The organism is Actinospica acidithermotolerans (assembly GCF_018139625.1).
In the GTDB taxonomy this organism is placed as follows: Bacteria; Actinomycetota; Actinomycetes; order Streptomycetales; family Catenulisporaceae; genus Actinospica; species Actinospica acidithermotolerans.
Genome location: NZ_JAGSOH010000061.1, coordinates 1 through 21,550 on the forward strand (window position 1 = coordinate 1; position 21,550 = coordinate 21,550).

The 21,550-nt window shown below is 70.8% G+C and carries 25 protein-coding genes, 1 tRNA gene and 1 pseudogene; 14 read left to right on the forward strand and 13 right to left on the reverse strand.

The features are described 5' to 3' along the window. Positions 1-209: pseudogene (locus tag KDK95_RS19985) on the reverse strand (hypothetical protein); the annotation flags it as partial. A 292-nt stretch (positions 210-501) separates the two neighbouring features. Here KDK95_RS19985 and KDK95_RS19990 point away from each other — a divergent pair. The 4 genes from KDK95_RS19990 (at position 502) to KDK95_RS20005 (ending at position 2,960) form a co-directional block, all read left to right on the forward strand. Then, positions 502-1,077, forward strand: coding sequence for a PadR family transcriptional regulator (locus KDK95_RS19990; RefSeq protein ID WP_212519741.1), 576 nt, complete (start codon positions 502-504; stop codon positions 1,075-1,077). 118 nt (positions 1,078-1,195) lie between these two features. Continuing rightward, positions 1,196-2,275 (forward strand): inositol-3-phosphate synthase, encoded by a 1,080-nt coding sequence (locus tag KDK95_RS19995; RefSeq protein ID WP_212519742.1) that lies wholly within the window; start codon positions 1,196-1,198, stop codon positions 2,273-2,275. A gap of 143 nt (positions 2,276-2,418) precedes the next feature. Further along, positions 2,419-2,718 (forward strand): LppU/SCO3897 family protein, encoded by a 300-nt coding sequence (locus KDK95_RS20000; RefSeq protein ID WP_212519743.1) that lies wholly within the window; start codon positions 2,419-2,421, stop codon positions 2,716-2,718. Positions 2,719-2,872: 154 nt separating this feature from the next. Further along, positions 2,873-2,960 (forward strand) — tRNA-Ser (locus KDK95_RS20005). 303 nt (positions 2,961-3,263) lie between these two features. Here KDK95_RS20005 and KDK95_RS20010 read toward each other — a convergent pair. Beyond that, entirely contained in the window at positions 3,264-4,187 is a 924-nt protein-coding gene (locus KDK95_RS20010) for a hypothetical protein (RefSeq protein WP_212519744.1), read from the reverse strand. Between the two features lie 254 nt (positions 4,188-4,441). Then, a complete protein-coding gene (locus KDK95_RS20015) occupies positions 4,442-4,801 on the reverse strand; it encodes a YbjQ family protein (protein WP_212519745.1) in 360 nt (119 codons plus the stop codon). Positions 4,802-4,906: 105 nt separating this feature from the next. On the opposite strand from KDK95_RS20015, the gene KDK95_RS20020 reads away from it, so the two are divergent. The 3 genes from KDK95_RS20020 (at position 4,907) to KDK95_RS20030 (ending at position 7,828) form a co-directional block, all read left to right on the forward strand. Then, a complete protein-coding gene (locus KDK95_RS20020; protein ID WP_212519746.1) occupies positions 4,907-5,848 on the forward strand; it encodes a glycerophosphodiester phosphodiesterase family protein in 942 nt (313 codons plus the stop codon). Between the two features lie 332 nt (positions 5,849-6,180). Then, complete coding sequence (locus KDK95_RS20025) at positions 6,181-6,804, forward strand: ATP-binding protein (RefSeq protein WP_212519747.1); 624 nt, start codon at positions 6,181-6,183, stop codon at positions 6,802-6,804. A 67-nt stretch (positions 6,805-6,871) separates the two neighbouring features. Next, positions 6,872-7,828: a DUF5926 family protein gene (locus KDK95_RS20030; RefSeq protein ID WP_212519748.1), complete on the forward strand. Its 957-nt coding sequence runs from the start codon at positions 6,872-6,874 to the stop codon at positions 7,826-7,828. Here the strand turns inward: KDK95_RS20030 and KDK95_RS20035 are convergent. Then, positions 7,800-8,432: a TetR/AcrR family transcriptional regulator gene (locus KDK95_RS20035; RefSeq protein ID WP_212519749.1), complete on the reverse strand. Its 633-nt coding sequence runs from the start codon at positions 8,430-8,432 to the stop codon at positions 7,800-7,802. The two genes, KDK95_RS20030 and KDK95_RS20035, sit on opposite strands and share 29 nt — an antisense overlap. 63 nt (positions 8,433-8,495) lie before the next feature. Next, the gene (locus KDK95_RS20040; RefSeq protein ID WP_212519750.1) at positions 8,496-9,158 is read right to left on the reverse strand and encodes a hypothetical protein; all 663 of its coding nucleotides are present in this window, start codon (positions 9,156-9,158) and stop codon (positions 8,496-8,498) included. 194 nt (positions 9,159-9,352) lie between these two features. On the opposite strand from KDK95_RS20040, the gene KDK95_RS20045 reads away from it, so the two are divergent. Next, positions 9,353-10,102: a glycosyltransferase gene (locus tag KDK95_RS20045; RefSeq protein ID WP_212519751.1), complete on the forward strand. Its 750-nt coding sequence runs from the start codon at positions 9,353-9,355 to the stop codon at positions 10,100-10,102. 25 nt (positions 10,103-10,127) lie between these two features. Here KDK95_RS20045 and KDK95_RS20050 read toward each other — a convergent pair whose 3' ends face one another. Further along, entirely contained in the window at positions 10,128-10,466 is a 339-nt protein-coding gene (locus KDK95_RS20050; RefSeq protein ID WP_212519752.1) for a rhodanese-like domain-containing protein, read from the reverse strand. A gap of 59 nt (positions 10,467-10,525) precedes the next feature. Here KDK95_RS20050 and serS point away from each other — a divergent pair, with 59 nt between their 5' ends. Together serS and KDK95_RS20060 are read left to right on the forward strand one after the other, a co-directional pair. Continuing rightward, positions 10,526-11,800, forward strand: coding sequence for a serine--tRNA ligase (gene serS, locus KDK95_RS20055; protein WP_212519753.1), 1,275 nt, complete (start codon positions 10,526-10,528; stop codon positions 11,798-11,800). A gap of 204 nt (positions 11,801-12,004) precedes the next feature. Further along, a complete protein-coding gene (locus tag KDK95_RS20060) occupies positions 12,005-12,937 on the forward strand; it encodes a phosphotransferase (protein ID WP_212519754.1) in 933 nt (310 codons plus the stop codon). An 85-nt stretch (positions 12,938-13,022) separates the two neighbouring features. Here the strand turns inward: KDK95_RS20060 and KDK95_RS20065 are convergent, their stop codons facing one another. The 5 genes from KDK95_RS20065 to KDK95_RS20085 all read right to left on the reverse strand — a co-directional run bounded on the left by KDK95_RS20065 (position 13,023) and on the right by KDK95_RS20085 (position 16,083). Further along, positions 13,023-13,592 (reverse strand): bacterial proteasome activator family protein, encoded by a 570-nt coding sequence (locus KDK95_RS20065; protein ID WP_282971497.1) that lies wholly within the window; start codon positions 13,590-13,592, stop codon positions 13,023-13,025. A 25-nt stretch (positions 13,593-13,617) separates the two neighbouring features. Continuing rightward, the gene (locus KDK95_RS20070) at positions 13,618-14,598 is read right to left on the reverse strand and encodes an NAD(P)H-quinone oxidoreductase (protein ID WP_212519755.1); all 981 of its coding nucleotides are present in this window, start codon (positions 14,596-14,598) and stop codon (positions 13,618-13,620) included. A gap of 69 nt (positions 14,599-14,667) precedes the next feature. Then, positions 14,668-14,898 (reverse strand): DUF6457 domain-containing protein, encoded by a 231-nt coding sequence (locus KDK95_RS20075; RefSeq protein WP_212519756.1) that lies wholly within the window; start codon positions 14,896-14,898, stop codon positions 14,668-14,670. Next, positions 14,855-15,505 (reverse strand): molybdenum cofactor guanylyltransferase, encoded by a 651-nt coding sequence (gene mobA, locus KDK95_RS20080; protein ID WP_212519757.1) that lies wholly within the window; start codon positions 15,503-15,505, stop codon positions 14,855-14,857. Before mobA ends, KDK95_RS20075 begins: the two co-directional genes overlap by 44 nt. 98 nt (positions 15,506-15,603) lie before the next feature. Then, on the reverse strand, positions 15,604-16,083 hold the full coding sequence (locus KDK95_RS20085) for an ATP-binding protein (RefSeq protein WP_212519758.1): 480 nt from the start codon (positions 16,081-16,083) through the stop codon (positions 15,604-15,606). A 161-nt stretch (positions 16,084-16,244) separates the two neighbouring features. On the opposite strand from KDK95_RS20085, the gene KDK95_RS20090 reads away from it, so the two are divergent. The 3 genes from KDK95_RS20090 (at position 16,245) to KDK95_RS20100 (ending at position 18,894) form a co-directional block, all read left to right on the forward strand. Then, the gene (locus tag KDK95_RS20090; RefSeq protein WP_212519759.1) at positions 16,245-16,913 is read left to right on the forward strand and encodes an SCO family protein; all 669 of its coding nucleotides are present in this window, start codon (positions 16,245-16,247) and stop codon (positions 16,911-16,913) included. Between the two features lie 75 nt (positions 16,914-16,988). After that, complete coding sequence (gene pheA / locus KDK95_RS20095; RefSeq protein WP_212519760.1) at positions 16,989-17,924, forward strand: prephenate dehydratase; 936 nt, start codon at positions 16,989-16,991, stop codon at positions 17,922-17,924. A gap of 181 nt (positions 17,925-18,105) precedes the next feature. Next, complete coding sequence (locus KDK95_RS20100; RefSeq protein WP_212519761.1) at positions 18,106-18,894, forward strand: hypothetical protein; 789 nt, start codon at positions 18,106-18,108, stop codon at positions 18,892-18,894. Positions 18,895-18,969: 75 nt separating this feature from the next. Here KDK95_RS20100 and KDK95_RS20105 read toward each other — a convergent pair whose 3' ends face one another. Continuing rightward, a complete protein-coding gene (locus tag KDK95_RS20105) occupies positions 18,970-19,797 on the reverse strand; it encodes a J domain-containing protein (protein ID WP_212519762.1) in 828 nt (275 codons plus the stop codon). 262 nt (positions 19,798-20,059) lie between these two features. Here KDK95_RS20105 and KDK95_RS37775 point away from each other — a divergent pair, with 262 nt between their 5' ends. Next, the gene (locus KDK95_RS37775; RefSeq protein WP_212519763.1) at positions 20,060-20,335 is read left to right on the forward strand and encodes a TfoX/Sxy family DNA transformation protein; all 276 of its coding nucleotides are present in this window, start codon (positions 20,060-20,062) and stop codon (positions 20,333-20,335) included. 9 nt (positions 20,336-20,344) lie between these two features. Here the strand turns inward: KDK95_RS37775 and KDK95_RS20115 are convergent, their stop codons facing one another. Continuing rightward, positions 20,345-21,469, reverse strand: a complete 1,125-nt coding sequence (locus KDK95_RS20115; protein WP_212519764.1) for a peptidoglycan-binding domain-containing protein — start codon at positions 21,467-21,469, stop codon at positions 20,345-20,347. Positions 21,470-21,550: the final 81 nt, after the last annotated feature.

Sequence of the window (21,550 nt, forward strand, 5' to 3'; positions counted from 1 at the left end):
GGCGCGGGCTGCGGGTTCGGGGGCGCGCCATAACCCCCGGGCGATCCGTAGCCGCTCGGGGGTTGCTGGGGCTGTTGGGGCTGCTGGCCGTAGCCGCGCGAGCCGCCGCCTGCGCCGGCCGCGCCGTAGCCCCGTCCGCCGCCGCCCTGCCCCGAGGAGCGTGGATCGTCGCCGGATGAGTCGCCTCGCCCGTACTGGTATCCGCCCATCGTCGTGTCTGCTCCCTCGGCGCTCGGACACTCCTTTGCCGTCACCAGAAGACGGCTATCCGCAGGCTCGCGGTTGCCAGCAGGGTACGCGGCTTCCGTTGCGTAGGGGATTCAGGGTCGGCTTCTGCCCGGATTGGCGTTTCTTGGCGCAGATACGCCCGGAAGTGTCCGGAAATGGCGGAGAATCCGCACCGGCCGGAACGGGGGACTTGTCAGCGTGCTCCAGTCCGATCTATCGTGAGGATGTATCGAAGCGATACATCGTCGATGAGGTTTCCGGAAGGAGGGTACGGTGGCGAAGCGCTCCGGGGTGCTCGAGTTCGCCGTACTCGGTCTTCTGCACGAGGCTCCCATGCACGGCTACGAGCTGCGCAAGCGGCTCAACCTGGTGCTGGGATCGTTCCGTGCCTTCTCGTACGGCACGCTCTACCCCTGTCTGAAGGGTCTGGTCGCCTGCGGCTGGATCGTCGAGGACCGGCCGGTGGTCGAGCCGCGCGGGACGGAGACCAATCGCCGCTCGAAGATCGTCTACAAGCTGACCCCCGCCGGCGAGGCGCGCTTTCGCAGCCTGCTCGCCGACGCGGGACCCTCGGCCTGGGAGGACGAGAACTTCGGGGTGCACTTCGCCTTCTTCGGGCGCACCGACGCGGCCATCCGGCTCCGCATTCTGGAGGGCCGCCGCTCGCGCCTGGAAGAGAGGCTGGATTTGATCCGCCAGCAGGTCACCAAGACCAGGGAGCGGATCGACGGATACACGCTGGAGCTTCAGCGCCATGGTCTGGAATCGGTCGAACGCGAGGTGCGATGGCTCAACGAGCTCATCCAGACCGAGCACGACCAGCAGCAGGTGGGTCCGCCTGCGTCCTGACCGGTCGATTGGACCGCGCCAGTAGTCCGATCCATCCATTCCCTGTCCCCTGACGATCCGCGGGCGCGAAGCAGACCGCCTGCGCGAAGATCGACTGATTTGAAGGAGCATTCACCGCATGGGTTCGGTTCGCGTAGCCATCGTGGGCGTGGGTAACTGCGCCTCGTCTCTCGTGCAGGGCGTCGAGTACTACAAGGATGCCGACCCGTCCACCCGGGTCCCGGGTCTGATGCACGTCCAGTTCGGCGAGTACCACGTCCGCGACCTCGAGTTCGTCGCCGCGTTCGACGTCGACGCCAAGAAGGTCGGCCAGGATCTCGCGCACGCCATCAACGCGTCCGAGAACAACACCATCAAGATCGCCGACGTCGCCCCGACCGGCGTGACCGTGCAGCGCGGCCACACCCTCGACGGCCTCGGCAAGTACTACCAGCAGACCATCGAGGAGTCGACCGAGGTCGCCGTCGACGTCGTGCAGACGCTGAAGGACACCAAGGCCGACGTGCTGGTGTGCTACCTCCCGGTCGGTTCCGAGCAGGCCGCCAAGTTCTACGCCCAGTGCGCCATCGACGCCAAGGTCGCGTTCGTCAACGCGCTCCCGGTCTTCATCGCCGGCACCAAGGAGTGGGCCGACAAGTTCACCGAGGCGGGCGTCCCGATCGTCGGCGACGACATCAAGAGCCAGGTCGGCGCGACCATCACGCACCGCGTGCTGGCCAAGCTGTTCGAGGACCGCGGCGTCGTCCTGGACCGCACGATGCAGCTGAACGTCGGCGGCAACATGGACTTCATGAACATGCTCGAGCGCGAGCGCCTGGAGTCCAAGAAGATCTCCAAGACGCAGGCCGTGACCTCGCAGCTGCAGCACGACCTCGGCAAGGGCAACGTGCACATCGGCCCGTCGGACTACGTGTCCTGGCTGGACGACCGCAAGTGGGCCTACGTGCGCCTCGAGGGCCGCGCGTTCGGCGACGTCCCGCTGAACCTGGAGTACAAGCTCGAGGTGTGGGACTCCCCGAACTCCGCAGGCGTCATCATCGACGCCGTCCGCTGCGCCAAGATCGCGCTCGACCGCGGCATCGGCGGCCCGATCCTGTCGGCGTCCTCCTACTTCATGAAGTCCCCGCCGGTCCAGTACTTCGACGACGAGGCCCGCGACGCCGTCGAGAGCTTCATCAAGGGCGAGGTCGAGCGCTAGTCGCCCCGGGCAGGTTCCCAAGCCCGCCCGCGGGTGGTTCCTGAGCCCGGCCGCGGGTGGTACCTGAGCCCGCACCCGGGCAGGTTCCGAGTAAGCCCGCACCCGCTGGTATCGAGCATCGCGCCCCGGTTACGCTGGCCCCCATGTCACGCAAGGTGTTGTGGGGGATCGTGGCCGGGGCGCTGCTCGTCGCCGGCTACCTGTACTGGGTAAACGACGGCAAGCAGACCAACCTCGCCGTCGGCGACTGCGTCGCGGTCAGCTCCGCCAACCAGATCGCCCCGGTCAAGTGCTCCTCAGCCGCCGGCGTCTACCAGGTGCTCGCCAAGTTCCAGGGCAGCGACTCGAACCAGTGCGACACCGTCGCCGGCACCGAGAAGTCCTTCGTCCTCGACCAGCCCAGCACCAACGGCCTAGTCCTGTGCGCAGGCGCGGTGAAGTAGCGCGCGAAGCGGGTCACCAGTTCGGGCTGTGCGCAGATACCCGTTGGTCGTCAGGTGGGGGCCGTGAGCAGATACCCGTTAGCCGACGCAGAGGTCACGGAACGGAAGTGGTTTGCCCGGCGGCCTGCATCTCGTGAGAGACTTGCCGCAGCCAGGAGGGCTCGCCTAGTGGCCGATGGCGGCGGTCTTGAAAACCGCTAACAGGTAACCCCTGTTCGTGGGTTCGAATCCCACGCCCTCCGCTCCCAGCTTGAAAAAGACCAGGCCACGGCTGGTTCCGGTGAGTCCGGGACCGGCCGTGGTTGTCTCATGTGTAGACATGCTGGCGCATGGTTGCCCGTTGATCGCGACCCATGCGCGACCCAGAATTTCGGCGCATCAAGCCATGTACGTTCGCTTATGCTTAGTTGGCGTCATCCTGAGATCCGGCCGACTTAGAGTCGGCGGTCTCGGCGACCATCGCCCAGGCCCCTTGGTTTCGAATCCCCCGCCCTCCGCTTTGATCATATGAAGGCGCAGGCCGCCGAGCCGCAGGCGGCGGTGGGCTAGCAACCCGTGACGGCTACTGAGGCGGTCTGGACTGCGGAGCCGGAGGAGATGGCGATCTTCACCGTCTTGCCGCACCACGCGCTGAGGTCGATGCGCTGGGTCAGGTCCGGGTACGTGGTCAGGCCGGATTCGTCGATCGGCTCTTGGGACGCCAGTTCCGTTGGCACGGTGCCGTCGACGGTGATTTCGATGTAGACGTCTTCGGTGCTCGTCGCGGTGACGGAGTAGGTGAGGTAGACCTCGGGCGGGCTGCCGGCTTGGTAGTCGGTGTTCGTGAGCTGGATCGCGGTTACGCGGGCGGTGCTTGGCGCCGTTGTGGCGGTGGCGCTTGGGGACGACGTGGCGGTGGCCGGGTCGGCTGTTGTCGTGGGGGTTGCTGAGTTGGATGACGAAGTGGTGGGTGACGAGGCGGGGGTTGTCGCCGTGTCGGCGGGGGCTGCGGTGGTGGAGGCGGCGGCTACCGGTTGGGCGCCGCCGCTGTTGCTGAAGACGTGAGGGACTAGGACTACGAGGGCGATGAGTACGGCGCAGCCGCCGATGGCGAAGGCCACTAGGCGGGCTTGCCTGGAGCCTAGGCTCGCCAGGGATGCGCGGGCGTCGCGCTGCGGTAGTGCGTCGGATTCGCCGGGGCCGGGGGCTAGCGCGATCACCGCGTCCTCGCGCAGGCGGGCTAGTTCGGCGATCTGCTCCGGGGTCCAGTCGGCGCGGGCCTTGAGGCAGTACGCGGCGAGGCTGACGACCGACTGGAAGCCCCAGCTTGCGGCGTCCTGCTCGTCGTCGCGGGCGAGTGCGGCCCGGAGGTCGCCGCCCAACTGACGGAGCGTGTCGGCGTCCTGCGCCGCTCCGGCCGCACCGGCCCTGCCGCGCCACTCGGCTCGGCGTGCCAGGTCTCTCAGTGCCCTGCGTGACGCGTCGTCCACCGGACAATCATCGGGCATGGGGCGGTGATTGCGCATGCGGCGGGCCGGTTACGCGGCAATAGTGCGGATTACCTTGCTAGTGCTAGTGCTCCTGCTAGTGCTACTGCCGCAGCCGCAGCCGCAGCCGCAGCCGCAGCCGTTGTCGCGGGTGCGGGTGCGGGTGCGGTGCGAGTGCGGGGGCGACGAGGCGACGAGGCGACGGACGGGCCGGGCGGATTCGCTTCCGCCCGGCCGCTCGTCCTCCGTGGAGAGCGTTACTGCAGCGGGCTGATCCGGACCGCCGTGCCGTAGGCGCAGATCTCGGTCCAGACGTCGCCCATCTCGGAGGTGTCGAAGCGCATCGCGACGACGGCGTTGGCGCCCCGCGACTGGGCCTCGCCGATCATCCGGCCCATCACCTCGTTGCGGCTGTCCACCAGGGCCTTGGTCATGCCCTTGAGCTCGCCGCCGAACATCGACTTCAGGCCGGCTCCCATCTGGCTGAAGGCGTTGCGCGAGCGCACCGTGAGGCCGAAGACCTCGCCGAACACCTGGTCGATCCGGTATCCCGGCACGTCGTTCGTCGTGACGACCAGGAACTGGGGGCCGGTCCAGCCGGAGGCATCGTGGGTCATGAAACATCCCCGCTCTCGAGATTGTCGACTGAAGTTCGCAAGCATTTTCCACCCGGGTCCGCTCCCGCGCACGGTTATCGGCGGGTGACTTGAGAGCATGGAGGTGTGGATCACCTGCCCCGCATCATCGCGCACCGCGGCGCCTCGACCGAGGCTCCGGAGCACACCTACGCCGCGTACGTGGCGGCCCTGGCGGCGGATGCGGACGGGCTCGAGTGCGACGTGCGGCTGACGGCCGACGGGCATCTGGTCTGTGTGCACGATCGCTCGGTGGACCGGGTCTCGAACGGGTCGGGGCGCGTCTCCTCGCTGGAGCTGGCGCGGCTCGAGGAGCTGGACTTCGGCTCATGGCACACGGCGACGGAGAGGGATAGGGGGACCGAGACGGACAGCGGCGCGAACCCGGCGGTCGAAGGTGCTCTCGACGGTGGGGCCTCGGTGTCGGCCGCAGCCCCGGCCTCGGCCGCAGCCCCGGTCCCGGCCCCCGCCGCAGCCGACACCGACACTGAAGCCCCGGATCGGGACGCCAGCCGGGTGCTGACCTTGCGCCGCCTGCTGGATCTGGTGGCGGCGCAGAACCGGCGGGTCGAGCTGGCGATCGAGGTGAAGCATCCGAGCCGGTACGCGGGGCAGGTGGAACGCAGCCTGGTGTCGGTGCTGGACGAGTACGGGTGGGCGTCGCGGAAGGCCGGGGAGGAGTCGCCGGTGCGGATCATGAGCTTCTCCAGCTCCGCGGTGCGCCGCGCCAACCGGCTGGCGCCGGGGGTGCGGACCGTGTTCCTGATGGAGCCGTTCGTCTACCGGGCGCGCGGCGGCGGGCTGCCGGCCGGGGTGCGGATCGCCGGGCCGTCCATCGAGATCCTGCGGACCCGGCCGGACTCGGTCGCGCGCTGGCACAAGGCCGGCTGCGAGGTGCACGTGTGGACCGTGGACGAACCGGACGATTTCGAGCTCTGCCTCTCGCTCGGGGTGGACGCGGTGATCACCAACCGTCCGCGGGCGATGCGTTCGGCACTGTCCGCGTTCGCCGAGTCACCCTCCGAGTAGGGCCTGTGTCACGACCGTGTATCAGCCGAATAACGAGATTCCGTTATTCGGGACGAGGTGTCCGCTCGGCCGACGATCGGACATTCGGAGGCTGACCCCGATGATTCGTCATATCACCTGCGCCGATCCCGCTTAGCAGACGAAGATTTCCGGCGAAAGGGGCGCGAGCGGTCAAGCGTGCGCCCCGCGTGCCCCGCCCGCGCGGGCCGCGCCGCCGTTTCCGGCTCCGGGGACGGGGGCATCGATTCCCTTGTGAACGCCTCGGCGGTCTTGCGAACCGCCGGCGAAATCATCAGCATCCGAATACGGAAGAGGGGTCGATGGGGGTGATCATGCCCGCGGTCAGAGTCGCGCCCACCACATACGAGGCCAACCTGCCGCACTCGTCCGTCAGCGTCCGCCAGGCGCGGGCGAGGCTCGCTCAGGATCTGAGCGAGCGCGACGTGCTGGGCACGGTGGTCGACGACGCCGTCTTGATACTGTCCGAATTCGTCACCAACTCGCTACGCCACGCGCGTGCACTCAACAGCGACACGATCAGGGTGTCCTGGAGCCTCTCGGGGGAAGGCGTGCTGCGCATCGAGGTCACCGACGGCGGCGGCACCACGCGCCCGGTGACCAAGCCCTACGCGATGTCCGTCTCGGCGCAGGCCGGGCGCGGACTTGAGATCGTCGACCGGCTGGCCGACCGCTGGGGTTCGCAGCGCGAGGAGAGCGGCGACGAGTACACGGTGTGGGCCGAGCTCGCGGTCCGCGCCCGGCACGCCGGCCGTCGCGGCCGTACCAGGAACAGCGCGCGGACCGGCCAGTCCGGCGGCGCCACCGTCACGGCGCTGCCCGCGCATCCGCAGTCGCAGCAGTCGGGCGGCGAGCGGCCGGGTTCCGGGCCGAACAGCTCGCGCGGGCCTTCGGCCCAGGTCATTCCGTTTCTGCCCAGCTTCCCCAACCACGCCTGAGCCGCGCGCGAAGCCCACTATCCTTGGCCGAGTCAATCAGCACGGCGACTCGGGACCAGGTGGACACATGGGCAGGAAGCAGCGTTCGGCAACGCGTCCGCGGCAACTCGCGGACGGCGAGTCCATCCCCGTGGTCGGCGGCCGCGAACCGTGCCCCTGCGGCTCGGGCCGCCGCTACAAGGCGTGCCACGGCCGTGACCAGGCCGACGTGGTGCCGCTCAACCCGCGCCCGTTCGCGGATTTCACCGCCGAACTCGATCTGATCGCGCTGCACACGTTCGTGCCCTCGGCCACCGCGCCGCTCACGCTCCTGGGCGACCAGAGCGCGTCGGCGACGCTCGCCACCGTGCTTCCGCTCGCTGCGCCGGCGCTGCGCCGGACGAGTGGCGAGGTGATCGTCGCGGCGCAGACCCTCAACAGTTCGGGCGACCCGAGCCGCGATCTCGCGCACTCGCTGGAGCGCGCGCTGCGGGCCGAGCCCGGCGAGACCCTGGCGTACGACGAGCCGACGGCCGACACGACGCCGCTTTCCGAGCTCGTCGATCCCAAGGCGGCACTCGACCTCACCCTGCACGACACCTTCGAATACTGGTTCGGGCCTGACGGCCAGGGCGCGGCGGACCAGGCGATCTCGCTGGAGCGGGCCAACGCGGCGATCGAGCCGACGATCAGGCTCGGCTCGGTCGAGTCCGCTTACTGGGTGCGCCGTTCCACGGACCGCTGCCACCTGCGCTGGGTGATGCCGCAGGACGAGGACCCGCTGCTCGACGCGCTGGCCCGGCTGCACGCGGCCGACGCGCTGCGGCTCGGCGAGGGCAGCAAGTACGCGGGCTCGCTGCGCGCCTGCGGCCGGCTGATCGTGGTGTGGGACCTCGCGGTGGACCTGCCGGGCGAGCACTGGGAGCAGCCCGCCGCGCTGCTCGCCGACCGGCTCGGCAACGCGCTGGCCGCGGCCGCGCCGCTCTCCTCCGCGGAGCGCCGCTCCCGCTCCGGACTCACCAACCGCCAGTTGACCCTGCGCTAGCCGGCGTGTCCTCGTCGCCGCAGGTGGGACGCAGGTAGCCGTCGAGGATCAGCACGAGCTCCGACCGCAGGCGGTCCCGGGGAACCGGGCCGCTTGCGGAGGCGGAGACGATGAAGGACTGGACCGTCAGCACGATCGCGTGCGCCTGCACGGCGACCGAGCCGCGCCGGATCGAGCCGTCCTGGTGCCCGGCGTTGAGCCGGTGCGCGAGCAGGTCGATGGCGATCTGCTGGGTCGAGCCGAACTTGTTGAACAGGTACGGCGTGAGGATCTCCGGCTCGGCGTCGAGGACCTGCGTCATCAGCGGGTCCTCCTGGAACGCCTCGACGCAGGCGACCACCGTCTCGACGAGCCGCTGCCGCGCCGGGCGCGGGTCCGGCGCAGCGCCCGGGGGGACCTGCGTGTGCTCGCGCAGGATGCGGGCGAACTCACGCCCGAGCAGCTCGCTGATCAGGGAGCCGACGTCGCTGTAGCGCCGGTAGAGGGTCATCCGGCTCACGCCGGCGCGCCTGGCGATGTCGTTGAAGGTGGTCTCGTGCACGCCCGCCGCGAGCACGCAGGCGCGTGCCGCGTTCAGGATCTGCCGGTCGCCTACAGTGCTCACCGGACCAATGTACGCAAGAAGCTACTGCTTGGTAACTACCTTGGGGTGAAGTATCGGTGCGCCTCAGCTGGACGGTGTACCGCTGGAGTTGACCCCGGTCGCACCGGTCGTACTCGCGCCGCTGTCGCCGGCCGACGGGCTCGGCGTCGCGGAGCTGCCGGAGGAGGTTCCGGCGGAGCCAGCGGTCGGGGTGACCGAGCCGGAGTCCGCGCGCAGCACGCCGTCGGCGACCGGCGCGTTCACCGGGACGACCTCGGCGATCGCGTCGAACGAGCCCTTGCCCGCGGACAGCGTCAGCGCGTCGGTGGTGCAGGAGCCGCTCGCGTCGTGCGCGACCACGGTGCAGGTCATGTCCGTCGGCGTGCCGTCGGCGCGGGTGAGGTTGACCGCGACGGTCAGCGGCTTGGCGCTCGAGTTGTCCACGAAGACCGTGCCGGTGACGCTGCCGGCGTTGTCGTCGACGCAGACCTGGGCGGTGACCTGGCCGCTGAAGCCGGTCTGCGTGCTGCCGCAGTACTCGGGCAGCAGGGCGGTCGCGGTCGCCGGCGAGCCGGTGGCCGGGGTGCCGGTGACGCTCGGCGACTTCGAGGTATGCGACGGGGTCGCCTGGGCGGCCGCGATCGGAAGGACGACGACGCCCACGATCGTCGCGGCGAGCGCGACGGTACGCACGTGGCCGGGGCGCAGGGAGGTGGTCGAGGTGCGGTTGTCGTTCGTGCCCTGCATCAGGGTGGCCCTCCCGGCGGCCGTGGGGTGAGTCTGAGGACGCCGAGTGGATCAACACCCTGGGATGGGCGGTTCGCTACTCGATGTCGGGAGCATGCTAGTCCTATCGAACGGTGAAGCGATACCCGGTTCATTCGTTTGGGCGCGTCGTTCACCGAATCGCGACAAGACTATGACCTTAGACTTGCCGCACCATGACTAACGCAGCAGAGACGGCAGTAATCATCCCGGCGTACCGCGAGGCGGAGCGGATCGGCGCGACGGTCGACGGCGCCCGCTCGCTGCCCGGGGTGGACCTCGTCGTCGTGGTCGACGACGGCTCGGCGGACGAGGGGCGCACGGCCCGGATCGCCAGGGAGCACGGGGCGATCGTGGTCGGCCACGGGCGCAACCGCGGCAAGGGCGCGGCGATGGAGACCGGCGCCGCGGCGGTCGCGGCGATCGAGGCCAGGGAGCGCGCCGAGCGTCCCAGAATGCTGCTTTTCCTCGACGCGGACCTCGAGCGGACGGCGGCGAACGCGGCGCCGCTGATCGAGCCGGTTCGGTCCGGCGAGGCCGGGATGACGATCGCGATCCTGCCGCCGCAGCGCTCGGCCGGGGGCGGGCACGGCTTCGTGGTGAGGCTGGCGAAGGACGGCATCCGGCGGGCCGTCGGATTCGAGGCCACCCAACCGCTTTCCGGGCAGCGCTGCCTGAGCCGGGAGGTGTTCGACGCGGCGCTCCCGCTGGCGCACGGCTTCGGCGCGGAGACCGGGCTGACCATCGACGTGCTGCGCAACGGCGTCCGGGTGCGCGAGGTCGAGGCCGACTTCCAGCACCGGGTCACCGGCACCGACTTCGCGGCGCAGGTGCACCGGGGCAGGCAGTACCGCGACGTGGCGCTGGCGCTCGGGCTGCGCAGCGTTCCGGCGAACCTGCGGCCGCAGACCTGGCGCGGCAGGTAGCCGGCGCGGGAATCCCGTCAGAGACTCACGCCACGAAGGCGTCCGTGCCGCTCGGGTTGATCATCGGCCGGCCCGCGGCGGCCCAGGCGAGCATGCCGCCGGCCACGTTCACCGTCTCCCGGCCCTGCGCGTTCAGGTAGCCGACGACCTGCGCGGAACGACCGCCCACCTTGCAGATCACGTAGACCTCGCGATCCGCCGGAACCTCGTCGAGCCGGGCCATCAGCTCGCTCATCGGCAGGTGCACCGCCTCCGGCGCGTGCCCGCACTCCCACTCGTCAGCCTCGCGCACGTCGAGCAGGTAGCCGTCGGCCGGAAGCTGCTCCACCTCGACCGTCGGAATGGCCGGACCGCGATTGAACATTCGGGCGCTCCTTCGAATGCATTACCGATCTACCCACCCTACCGGGTAAGTTTTGCCCTGTGATCGACCTCCGTGTACTGCGCGAAGACCCGGACCGTGCCCGCGCCTCCCAGCGCGCCCGCGGCGAAGACCCCGGCCTGGTTGACCAGGTGCTGGCCGCGGACGAGCTGCGTCGATCGTCCGCGACCCGCTTCGACGAGCTGCGCTCCGAGCAGAAGGGCCTCGGCAAGCTCGTGGCCAAGGCGAGCGGCGAGGAGAAGCAGCAGCTGCTCGCGCGGACCAAGGAGCTGGCCGACGAGGTGAAGGCGGCCGACGCGGCGCAGAGCGAGGCCGCGGAACGGGCCAGGGCGCTGCTGCTGCAGCTGTCCAACCTGCTCGAACCGGGCGTTCCCGAGGGCGGCGAGGACGACTTCGTGCTGCTGGAGACGCACGGGACCCCGCGCGACTTCGCGGCCGAGGGCTTCGAGCCGCGCGACCACGTGGAGATCGGCAAGATCCTCGGCGCGATCGACCTGGAGCGCGGCGCGAAGGTCGGCGGCGCCCGGCAGTACTACCTCACCGGCGTCGGAGCGCTGCTGGAGCTGGCGCTGGCGAACATGGCGATGGCCCAGGCCGTGCGCTACGGCTTCACGCCGATGATCACGCCGTCCCTGGTGAAGCCCGAGGCCATGCAGGGCACCGGCTTCCTGGCCCAGGCCGCCGAGAACGTCTACCACCTCGCCGACGACGACCTCTACCTGGTGGGCACCTCCGAGGTGCCGCTCGCCGCGTACCACATGGACGAGATTCTGCCGGCCGAGAAGCTTCCGCTGCGGTACGCGGGCTACTCCTCCTGCTACCGGCGCGAGGCCGGCTCGTACGGCAAGGACACCCGCGGCATCATCCGGGTGCACCAGTTCGAGAAGGTCGAGATGTTCTCCTTCTGCGCCCCGGAGGACGCGGCCGCCGAGCACCAGCGCCTGCTGGCCTGGGAGAAGGAGTTCCTGACCGCGCTCGAGCTGCCGTTCCGGGTGATCGACGTGGCCTCCGGCGACCTCGGCTCCTCGGCGGCGCGCAAGTTCGACTGCGAGGCCTGGATCCCGACCCAGGGCAAGTACCGCGAGCTGACCTCGACCTCCAACTGCACCGAGTTCCAGGCCCGGCGGCTCTCGGTCCGGCTGCGCGACGCGGACGGCGTGCGCCCCCTGGCCACGCTCAACGGCACGCTCTGCGCGATGACCAGGAACATCGTGGCCGTGCTGGAGAACCACCAGCAGGCCGACGGCTCGGTCCGGGTGCCGGAAGCACTCCGGCCGTTCCTCGGCAAGGACGTGTTGGAGCCGGTCGCGAGGTAGTACCGCCCGGGAAGGACCCTAGCGGCTCTGACCAGCGCATGGATCAGGTCAAGAGGAAGTCCGCGAAAAGTCCGTTCCAGGTCCGGTCCAGGGGCGCGCGAGTGGGGTCGGTGGCGTACGCGGGCGCGTACCCTCAGCCCCATGGCGCGCCCCTCTGCTATGGCCGCGCTGCTTCAGCGGTATTCGATCACTGAAGTAAACGCTATGCGGCCTCTCACGGAAGGCCTGCTCAACCGGGCCTATGTCATCGAAACCCCGACCGGGAAGTTCTTCCTGAAGGACTACCTCAACCAGACGCCGGACCTGATCCGGACCCAGCACACCGTCACCCGCGAGCTGCACGCGGCCGGATTGCCGGTCTCCGCGCCGCTCGCCGACGGGGAGGGCCTGACCCTCCATCAGCAAGGCGAGCACCTGCTCGCCCTCTACCCCTGGGTGGAAGGCCACCACAGGCGCGGATCGCAGCTCGATCCCGAGGACTGCCGCGAACTCGGCGCAACCCTGGGCAGGCTGCACACCGCGCTGGACCGGCTCTACAGAGCAATCCCGCAACCGCTGTTCCTGCCCTGCGACTCCGTCGCGAAGGCGGCCGGCACGGCGCACCGCCTGCTGGACGCCATCGGGCAACTCGACGAGTCGGAGCGCGAGGGCGTGGACGAACTCGCCGAGTTCCGACTCCACGAACGGCTGGGACTGCTGCGCGATCTCGCCGAGCGCCGCCCCGGACCCGAGGTGACGCTCACCGTCGGCCCGGTGCACGGCGACTTCCACGACCTGAACATCATGTACGACGAGCGCGGGTTGTGCTCGGTGGTCGACTGGGACCGCCTCGAGCTCGCGCCCTGCCTGGAGGAGCTGATCCGTTCTGCGCTGATCATATTCGTCGAGTTCGGCCGCCTCGACCTGGAACTGGTGCGCGAATACGTGCACGGGTACCTGGACGAGCGGCCCTGGCTCGTCGCCGAACTGCCCGCCGCGCTGCACCGGCTGTGGTGGGAGCGGCTGACCGATTTCTGGATGCTCACCTGGCGCTACGAGCTGCTCGACCGGCGGCCCAGCGTCCAGTTCGCCGACCAGTCGGCGCTGATCGTCTGGTGGACCCACCACTACGACAAGGTCCTCCACGTGCTCACCTGAGCGTGAGCCGCCCCACCTCGGTGAAAACCCAGCGGGGACGCGACCGTGCACGACGGTCGCGTCCCCGCACGATTTCTCCCCGCGGCTACAGGTACTGCCCGGCCGAGGGCGGCTGGCCCGGGTAATGCTGCTCGAGCCCCTGGTCGCCGACGCCCGGCGGCAGCGCGCGGCGGATCTGCTCCAGCTGCGCCCGCGCGGCCATCTGCTGCGCGAACAGCGCGGTCTGGATGCCGTGGAACAGGCCCTCGAGCCAGCCCACCAGCTGCGCCTGCGCGATCCGCAGCTCGGCCTCGCTCGGCACCTCGTCCTCGGCGAAGGGCAGCGAGAGCCGCTCCAGCTCGCTGATCAGCTCGGGCGCGAGGCCCTTCTCCAGCTCGGCGATCGACGAGCGGTGGATCTCGGCGAGCCGGGCCCGGCTCGCCTCGTCCAGCGGCGCCGCGCGCACCTCCTCGAGCAGCTGCTTGATCATCGAGCCGATCCGCATCACCTTCGCGGGCTGCTCGACCATCTCGGCGACGCTGGTCGGGTCCTCGCCCTCGATCTGCGGCTCGTGCTCGAGCTCCTGGTCGTCCGGCCGCCCGTCCGGACCGACGACGATGACGTTCTCGCCCCGATAAGGCGACGGGGGTTGCGTGTTCGCATTCAGTTCGGGCATGGCACCATCCTTTCCCACTTGAGGGTCACTGCGCGACCAGAATGACCTTGCCGACGTGCTCCGAGGCCTCGACCGCGCGATGCGCGTCGGCTGCCTGCGGCATCGGCACCCTCCGGTCCACGACGACCCGGAACGCTCCCGAGGCGACCAGCGGCCACACGTGCTCGCGCACCGAGGCCACGATCGCCGCCTTCTGCGCGAGCGGCCGGCTGCGCAGCGCGGTCCCGATCACCGCTCCGCGCTTGTACATCAGCTGGGCGAGGTCCAGCTCGGCGCGGGCGCCGCCCTGCAGGCCGATGATGACCAGGCGGCCGCTGTCGGCGAGCGCGTCGACGTTGCGCGCCAGGTACTTCGCGCCGATGTTGTCCAGGATCACGTCCGCGCCGCGGCCGTCGGTCAGCTCGCGGACCCGCTCGACGAAGTCCTCGTCCTTGTAGTCGATCGCCGCGTCCGCGCCGAGCTCGACGCAGCGCTCCGCCTTCTTCTTCGACCCGACGGTGACCAGCACCTTCGCGCCGACGGACTTGGCCAGCTGGATCGCCGTGGTGCCGATGCCGCTCGCGCCGCCGTGCACCAGCAGCGTCTCGCCGGGCTGCAGGTTCGCGGTCAGGAACACGTTCGACCAGACGGTGCACACGGTCTCCGGCAGCCCTGCCGCCTCGACCAGGTCCACGCCCTTGGGCACCGGCAGCAGCTGCCCGGCCGGCGCCGCGACCTTCTGCGCGTATCCGCCGCCGGTCAGCAGCGCGCACACCTCGTCGCCCACGGCCCAGCCGGAGACGCCGGCGCCGAGCGCCGCGATCCGGCCCGAGCACTCCAGGCCGGGGATCTCGCTGGCGCCGGCCGGCGGGGCGTAGAAGCCCTGCCGCTGCATCAGGTCGGCCCGGTTGACCGCCGCAGCGGCCACCTCGATCAGCACCTCGCCGTCCCTGACCTGCGGATCCGGTACCTCGGACCAGGTGAGCACGTCGGGGCCGCCCGGCTCACTGATTTCGATCGCCTTCATCGCTCCAGCCTAAGCCCCGCCGCCGTGCCGGGGCGGCCGGGGCCCGGCGCCCCCGGCGGCGGGGCCGGCCTACTGCTCGTCCTTCGGCGCCCGCGCCCGGGCCGCCGCGCCGAGGTCCTCCACGAGGGCGGCGAGGCGGTCGAGACCGCCCTCGGCGCCGAGCGCGTAGCCGGCCAGGAACGTCGTGAGCGGCGCGGCCGGGCGGGCCACGCCGTGCGCCGCCTCGCGGGCCAGGTCCAGCACCAGCTTCTGCTGGTCAGTGCTCAGATTCAGCTCGGGGCGGCCGGTGGTCGCCGCCACCTCCGTCAACCAGTCTTCGAACATGGGCCACATCCTCCCAGGTGTCGCAGTCGAACGCCCCGCCCGCCACGTCGGGCACGCGGGCGAGATCGAAGCCTGCCAGCAGCCGCTTGAGCGAGGCCCCGGCGCCGCCGCCGCGCTCGCCCGCGAGCCGGTCCAGCGCGGCTGTCAGGGAGCTGCGGCGGTAGCAGGCGGCCAGCCACTGGTCCTTGCCCGCCCGGTCCGCCAGCACGGCGCCGTCGCGGCCGGCGGCGGCCGTCCACAGGCTGTGCACGACGTCCGCGGTCAGGAAGGGGAGATCGGCGGCGAGCACGACGACGTGCGCGGCGGGAGCACGGTCCGTGGAATCGAGCGCGGCCGCGAGCGCGGCCACCGGGCCGGAGCCCGGGGGATCCTCGCGGGTCCAGCGCACGGGGCGGCGGGTCGGCCGCCGCGGGCCGACGCAGACGACCTCACCGGCATCGGCGCACGCCGCGACGACTCGGTCCAGCAGGCTCACCCCGCCGATCTCCAGCGCGGGCTTGTCCGCGCCCTCGAGGCGCCGCGCCAGACCTCCGGCGAGCACGATCGCATCGAACCCGCCCGGCCCCACGCCACGTTCCGCCATACCCCGATTCTTACAGCCCTCGGGCACTCGGCGACTCGCGCGGCGTGAGATCACTCATCCCGTTCGGGGCGGATCACCGCGCCGGGGGCCGAGCGTTCTCAAGCGGCCAGCGACTCGCGCGGCTTGAGGTCCCGCTCGAAGTGGATCATCGCGCCGCGGGCCGGGTGGTTGCGGATGTCGACGCGGTCGCACAGGGCCTCGATCAGCATCAGGCCGCGCCCGCTCTCGGCCATGTCCGCGGTGTTCTGCACCGCCGCGGGCCTCATCCGCTGACCGCGGACCTCGACGAGCCGGCGCGGGGCGAAGCCGACGCCGTTGTCGATCACGTCCACCCAGCAGCGGTCCGCGCTGATGCCGGCGGCCACCCAGTAGCCCTCCGGCGCGCGCGGGCCGACGCCGTCGTCGGGTCCGGAATGCTCGATCACGTTGGCGCACGCCTCGGTCAGGGCCACGCCGAGGTCGAAGGTGATATCGGGATCCATGCCGACCAGGTCGGCGGTGTCCCTCAGCATGCGCCGCGCCTTGCCCACGCTCTGCGCCTCGCGCGGCAGCAGCAGGGTCCAGTTCACGTCCACCACGAGCTCTACCTCCCGCGTCTTAAGGACACGTGGATAGGTATTACCGACTTCTAGGATCACTACGCCATCAATGCGACCGGAAACTGCCCAACCGGTGCGAGAAATTCGCTCGAATGGCCCCAGTGCGAGCTCGCCGGGGAACCCGTGGCACCATCGAAGCCGTGAAAAAGCTGCGCAAGGCCCTCCTGATCGGCGCCGCCGGCATCCTCGGCGCGGGCGCGCTGGCCGGCTGCGGCTCCAGTGCGTCCACCGCCGGCTCGGCTGGGGCGCAGGCGAGCCGGATCGGCCCGACGTCGGCGTACAACGGCTTTGTGCTCACCAAGGCGTACAGCCTGCCGTCCGGGACTTTCAGCTCCACCGCCGGCGGGACCGCGAGCGTCACCGCGCCCGCGAAGGGCGATCTGACGCTGGTCTTCTACGGCTTCACGCACTGCACCGACGACTGCCCGACCACGGTCGCCGACGTCAGCGCGGCCTGGCGCGGCCTGCCCGCGGCGGATCAGAAGCGGATCACCTTCGACCTGATCACGACCGACCCGTGGCGGGACACGACGAGCGTGATGAAGACCTGGCTCGACCGCTACGACCTGCCGAGCTCGCAGGGTCTGACCGCGTCGTGGAACGTCATCCACGACTCCGGCTCGACCGTCGGCGTCGACGTGGAGAAGCCGACCAGCTTCGAGGGCGACTACCAGGTGACGCACGGGCTGCAGGTGCTCGGATACACCTCGGACGGCAAGGCGCACATCGAGTGGCTGGTCGAGCAGATCACCGTTCCGCAGTTGCGCGCGGACCTGGAGCGGGTGCTGTCCGGCGCCGCGATCGAGTAGCGCCGAGGTGGCGCGAGTGAGCGCTTGCCTGAGACCGGTCCATCCGGCGTCGGCGGGCGCGGTAGGTTAGTCATCATGTCGCATGCGTCACGCCGCCGTTACGCGTACCTCGGGCCGTCTGGCACCTTCACCGAGGCCGCGTTGCTGAGCCTGCCCGAAGCCGAGCAGATCGAGGGTGTCGCCTACCCCTCGGTGCCCGCGGCCTTCGACGCGGTGCGCGGCGGCGAGTGCGAGGCGGCCGTCGCCGCCATCGAGAGCTCTGTCGAGGGCGCGGTCACCGCGACGATCGACGAACTGGCCTCCGGCGAGCCGCTGATGATCGTGCGCGAACTGCTGCTGCCGATCTCCTTCGCCCTGCTGGTGCGCCCGGGCACCGACCTGGACTCGGTGAAGACCGTCGCCAGCCACCCGGTCGCGATGCCGCAGTGCCGCCGCTGGCTCGGCCAGGAACTGCCGGACGTGCGCTGGGAGACGGCCGCGTCCAACGCGGAGGCCGCGCGGCAGGTCCGCGACGGCGTCTTCGACGCGGCGCTCGCCGGCGCCTTCACCGCCGCGCGCTACGGGCTCGAGGTGCTCGCCGACGACGTCCACGACAACGTCGGCGCGCAGACCCGCTTCGTCGTCGTGACCCGGCCGGGCACCCCGACCGAGCCGAGCGGGCTGGATAAGACCTCGATCACCGTCGGACTGCGCGACAACCACCCCGGCGAGCTGATGGAGATCCTCGAGGAGTTCGCACGCCGCGGCGTCAACCTGTGCCGGATCGAGTCCCGGCCCACCGGCGAGGCGATGGGCAAGTACTACTTCTGCATCGACTGCGAGGGCCACATCGCCGACGAGCGGGTCGGCGAGGCGCTGCTCGGCCTGCGCCGCAACAGCGCCCACCTGCGCTTCCTCGGCTCCTACCCGCGTGCCGACCGGCAGGCCCCGACGATCCGCCCCGGCAACACCGACGAGGAGTTCGCCGCGGCCAGGAACTGGCTCGCGGCCGTCCGCGACGGTAACCGCTAGGTAACAACTCGCACGTTTCGCCGCGCGGGGCCTCCCCGGCGCTCACCAGGGGTCGTGCTTCGGTTACGCTGGCGCTATAAGATGATCTGACGCGCAGTCAACAGGGTATGCCGCCACGCCGTCGACGGGCGGTGGCGGCGCGCCCGGGCAGCGAAGCAGCACACCCCGAGGGGGGCCACGTATGGCGGTCATAGTCGTGGTGCCGAACCCGGATACCGAGACGGGTCCGCAGCGCATCGCGGCCGCCCTGCTCTCCTCGCTGCGCGCCGTACGCGGCCAGGTGCCCGGCGCCGACCGGATCAAGGTGGTCGAGTTCGCCGACCTGCGCTCGCTCCCGGAGCCGCCGGCCCCGGCGACCGAGTCCGAGCGGATCGAGCGGCAGCTGCTGGAGGGGTGGTGGGGAGCGGCCGTGCGCACCGGCCAGGGCCGCGGCGAGCCGGCCGACCTGCCGCGCGCGCTCGGCGAGACCGCGCACTTCGCGCACCAGCCCCGGCCGCCCGAGGACACCGCCCGCGAGCTGCGGCGCTACCTGACGGATCGGAAGTTCCGGCACGAGCTGCGCGACCGCGCCCAGGCGTGCATCGGCCCGGAGACGCAGGTCGTGATCGGCCACGCGCTCGGCGGGCTGATCGCGTACGAGGCGCTGTGCGCGGTGAGCGACCAGGCGGCCGTCAGCCTGGTGACCCTCGGGCCGGCGCTGTGCGGCCCCTCGGTGGTCTTCGACCTGCTCGACCCGGCCCCGCGCAGCAACCAGGGGGAATGGCCGGCGTCCGTGCGCCACTGGTCCAACATCGTCGCGCACACCGATCTCACGGCGCTGTCCGAGTCCCGGCTGACCGCCCGCTTCGGGCCCGGGATCGACGACCTGGTGATCGAGCCGCATGCGGTGACCGAGAGCCTGAACGGCTATCTGCTCGATCGATCCACCGGGCTCGCGGTGGCCACCGGACTGGCCACCGAGTACCGCTGAGCCGGCCCCGCGCCGACTGCTCCCCGTGCCGACTGCCCGCGCCTTCGCTCCCCGCCGCGGGCCGTCCGCCGCTTCCTAGCGCGGCATCAGCAGCTGCTGCCTGAGCAGGCTGAGCTCCTGCTCCTTCACGTTGATCTGCTCGTAGAGCCGCGAGCTCAGGACGTCGAGCACCAGGGCCGCGCCGACCTCGAGCAGCAGCTGCCCGATCGGGCTGGAGAGCAGCGTCTCGCGCTCCACCCGGGCCTCGGCGATCCGCGCCTTGAGCCAGATCAGCCGCTGCCGCAGCCACAGCTGCCGCACCGTCGGATCCTCCGGGCCGGCGTTGTTGAGCACCGCCCACTCCTCGGCCAGCCGCTGCAGCTCGTAGAGGTCCTGGCGGCGGTAGGCGTCGTTGACCCGGGCGATGAAGGCGCTGCGCCGCTCCTTCTCCACCGGGTCCTGCACCAGGTCCGGGTGCGCGCGCCGGGCGAGGTCGCGGTAGAGCCGCTGGGCGACCTTGGCCGGGCTCGGCTGCTCCTGCTCGGGCGCGCCCTCCGGCTCGGTGAAGCGCAGCGAGCTGGCGTACTCGGGGTCGATCGCGGGCGGCGCGGGCTGCGGCAGCGGGTCGGTCAGCGGATCCGCCGCGTGCTCGCCCGTGCCGTAGAGCTGCTGCAGCCGGCGCAGGTCCTCCGGATCTCCGGTGATCGTCGCGCGCAGCCCGGCGATGTCCAGGTCCAGCTGGTCCAGCTTGTCGTACAGCGGCCCGAGCTGGCTGTGCTGCTGCCGGGTGAGGTGGTCGAGCTGGGCACGGCTGTGCTCCAGGTCTATCTGGGCCTGGGTCAGTTCGGCCTCGACGGCCGCGACCGAGTCCTCGAGTGTTGCGGGCGCCGTCGCGGTCGTCACGCCGATGTTGGCGACGTCCATGACCCCTCCATTCTGGGTTTGCACTGTTCACGGTATCCGGCCCGGGATGGACGGGAGGTCCGCCCGGGGGTACCGACATGCGATCGATATGAAAGTAGAAGCCCGGCGTGCCGGGAGTTGCACCGACTGTGACCCGCAAGGGCGATTCGGGTGGCCGTGCGCGCGGACCCGGGCGAAGGTGGAACCACCGGCACCGGCACAGTCAGCGGATTCGATCTTCGGGCGCGCATCGTGCGCGGCTGAGGCGGAGGGTGAGATCTCGGTGGGAACCATCATTCACGGACTGGCGATAGACCGCGCCGTCAACATCGGCCCGGTCCTCTCGGCCCGGCTTCGCTCGGTCGGCGTCGAAACGCTGGAGGAGCTCAAGCGGCAGGGTGCACTCGAGGTCTGGCAGCTGATCGCCGACCAGACACCGCCCGAGGAGTGCGTGCACACGCTGCTCGCCCTGGAGGGGGCGATCCGGGCGACCCGCTGGACGGCGATCGACCAGGGTGAGCGGGACCGTCTGGTCGCCGCCGCCGGGCTCGACGTCTGACGTCGCTGCTCAGTTGCCCTGCGATCCGCCTCCGCTGAAGGCGGATCCGGCGAGCGTCCCGGTCTGCAGCTTGCTCCAGGTGTCCGAGTTCATCGAACCGGTCACCTGCAGGCCGACCGCTTGCTGGTAGAACGCCACGGCCTCGGCCGTCGTCATCGTATAGCGGTTGCCGGACAGGCCCGCGCCCTCCGCGTAGTCGAGCGACTGGTTCAGCCGGCTCACGTCGGAGTCCCGGTCGCCGTACCGCAGCGAGGGGGTGGGCCCCGCGGCGGCCAGCGCCAGCCTGGTGTGGTCGCCGACGGTGCTCGCCGCGTCGCCGGTGACGCCGGAGGCGGCCTGGAACTGCTGCACCGCCAGCGCCGTCGCCTGGTCGAAGGACCCGGTGACGGCGCCCTGGTAGTAGCCGAGCGACGAGAGCCGCTCCTGCACCCAGCGCACCAGGCTGCCCTGCGATCCGGGGCCGAGCGGAAGGCTGTCGCCGCTGAACGAGACGGCGGCCGAACTCGTGCTCGGGGCCGCCGGGGTCGAGGCGGCCGCCGAGGTCGACTGCGCGCTCTGCATCGGCACGGTGATCACGCCGCCGGCCTGCATGGAGGTCGCGGCCGCCGAGGCCGACTGCGCCGTCGTGCTGCCGCTAGCGGTGTTCGAGCCGCTGCCGCCGCTCTGGTTGCCCAGGTAGAGCAGTCCGAGGATCACGGCCGCGGCGACCACGACCGCGCCGACCGTGGCGAGCACCACCGGCCTGCCGCTGCGCTCGTCCTCGTCATCGTAGGGGCTCGGCGGCGACTGGTTGCCGCCCGGCGGCTGCATCCGGTAGTCGGTCTCGACCACGGGGGGAAGCACCTGCGTCTGGCCGTGCAGGCCCGGAGCGCCGTCCGGGGTGCGGAAGAGGCTGTCGAACTCGCTCGGCGGCTGGGTGAGCGCCTCGTGGGAGAGGTTGAACAGCTGCGTCGGCCGCGCACCGTACGCCGCTGCCGGAAAGCCCGGCATCGCCTCGGTCCACTCCGCGCCCTGACCTGCGGAGACAGCCGCCATCGCCTGCGTGTCCAATGAAGTCACGCCGCCTACGGGGCTGCCGCACATCCGGCAGAAGCGGCCCTCGACGGGCTCGCCGCAGTTACCGCAGTACTCCATAGGGCCAAGCTCCTTGTATCCACCCGGCCGAGGCGGCCGGTTCATGAGCCCCACCGAACCGCCACTCTAATAGCTGGATGA

What these genes read in the sequence shown, in the direction of transcription:
- KDK95_RS19995 (WP_212519742.1), top strand. Translation starts at nt 1,196, where the DNA reads ATGGGTTCGGTTCGCGTAGCCATCGTGGGCGTGGGTAACTGCGCCTCG.
- KDK95_RS20000 (WP_212519743.1), top strand. Translation starts at nt 2,419, where the DNA reads ATGTCACGCAAGGTGTTGTGGGGGATCGTGGCCGGGGCGCTGCTCGTC.
- KDK95_RS20015 (WP_212519745.1), bottom strand. Translation starts at nt 4,801, where the DNA reads ATGACCCACGATGCCTCCGGCTGGACCGGCCCCCAGTTCCTGGTCGTC.
- KDK95_RS20025 (WP_212519747.1), top strand. Translation starts at nt 6,181, where the DNA reads ATGCCCGCGGTCAGAGTCGCGCCCACCACATACGAGGCCAACCTGCCG.
- KDK95_RS20030 (WP_212519748.1), top strand. Translation starts at nt 6,872, where the DNA reads ATGGGCAGGAAGCAGCGTTCGGCAACGCGTCCGCGGCAACTCGCGGAC.
- KDK95_RS20040 (WP_212519750.1), bottom strand. Translation starts at nt 9,158, where the DNA reads ATGCAGGGCACGAACGACAACCGCACCTCGACCACCTCCCTGCGCCCC.
- KDK95_RS20045 (WP_212519751.1), top strand. Translation starts at nt 9,353, where the DNA reads ATGACTAACGCAGCAGAGACGGCAGTAATCATCCCGGCGTACCGCGAG.
- KDK95_RS20050 (WP_212519752.1), bottom strand. Translation starts at nt 10,466, where the DNA reads ATGTTCAATCGCGGTCCGGCCATTCCGACGGTCGAGGTGGAGCAGCTT.
- KDK95_RS20060 (WP_212519754.1), top strand. Translation starts at nt 12,005, where the DNA reads ATGCGGCCTCTCACGGAAGGCCTGCTCAACCGGGCCTATGTCATCGAA.
- KDK95_RS20065 (WP_282971497.1), bottom strand. Translation starts at nt 13,592, where the DNA reads ATGCCCGAACTGAATGCGAACACGCAACCCCCGTCGCCTTATCGGGGC.
- KDK95_RS20070 (WP_212519755.1), bottom strand. Translation starts at nt 14,598, where the DNA reads ATGAAGGCGATCGAAATCAGTGAGCCGGGCGGCCCCGACGTGCTCACC.
- mobA (WP_212519757.1), bottom strand. Translation starts at nt 15,505, where the DNA reads ATGGCGGAACGTGGCGTGGGGCCGGGCGGGTTCGATGCGATCGTGCTC.
- pheA (WP_212519760.1), top strand. Translation starts at nt 16,989, where the DNA reads ATGTCGCATGCGTCACGCCGCCGTTACGCGTACCTCGGGCCGTCTGGC.
- KDK95_RS20100 (WP_212519761.1), top strand. Translation starts at nt 18,106, where the DNA reads ATGGCGGTCATAGTCGTGGTGCCGAACCCGGATACCGAGACGGGTCCG.
- KDK95_RS20105 (WP_212519762.1), bottom strand. Translation starts at nt 19,797, where the DNA reads ATGGACGTCGCCAACATCGGCGTGACGACCGCGACGGCGCCCGCAACA.
- KDK95_RS20115 (WP_212519764.1), bottom strand. Translation starts at nt 21,469, where the DNA reads ATGGAGTACTGCGGTAACTGCGGCGAGCCCGTCGAGGGCCGCTTCTGC.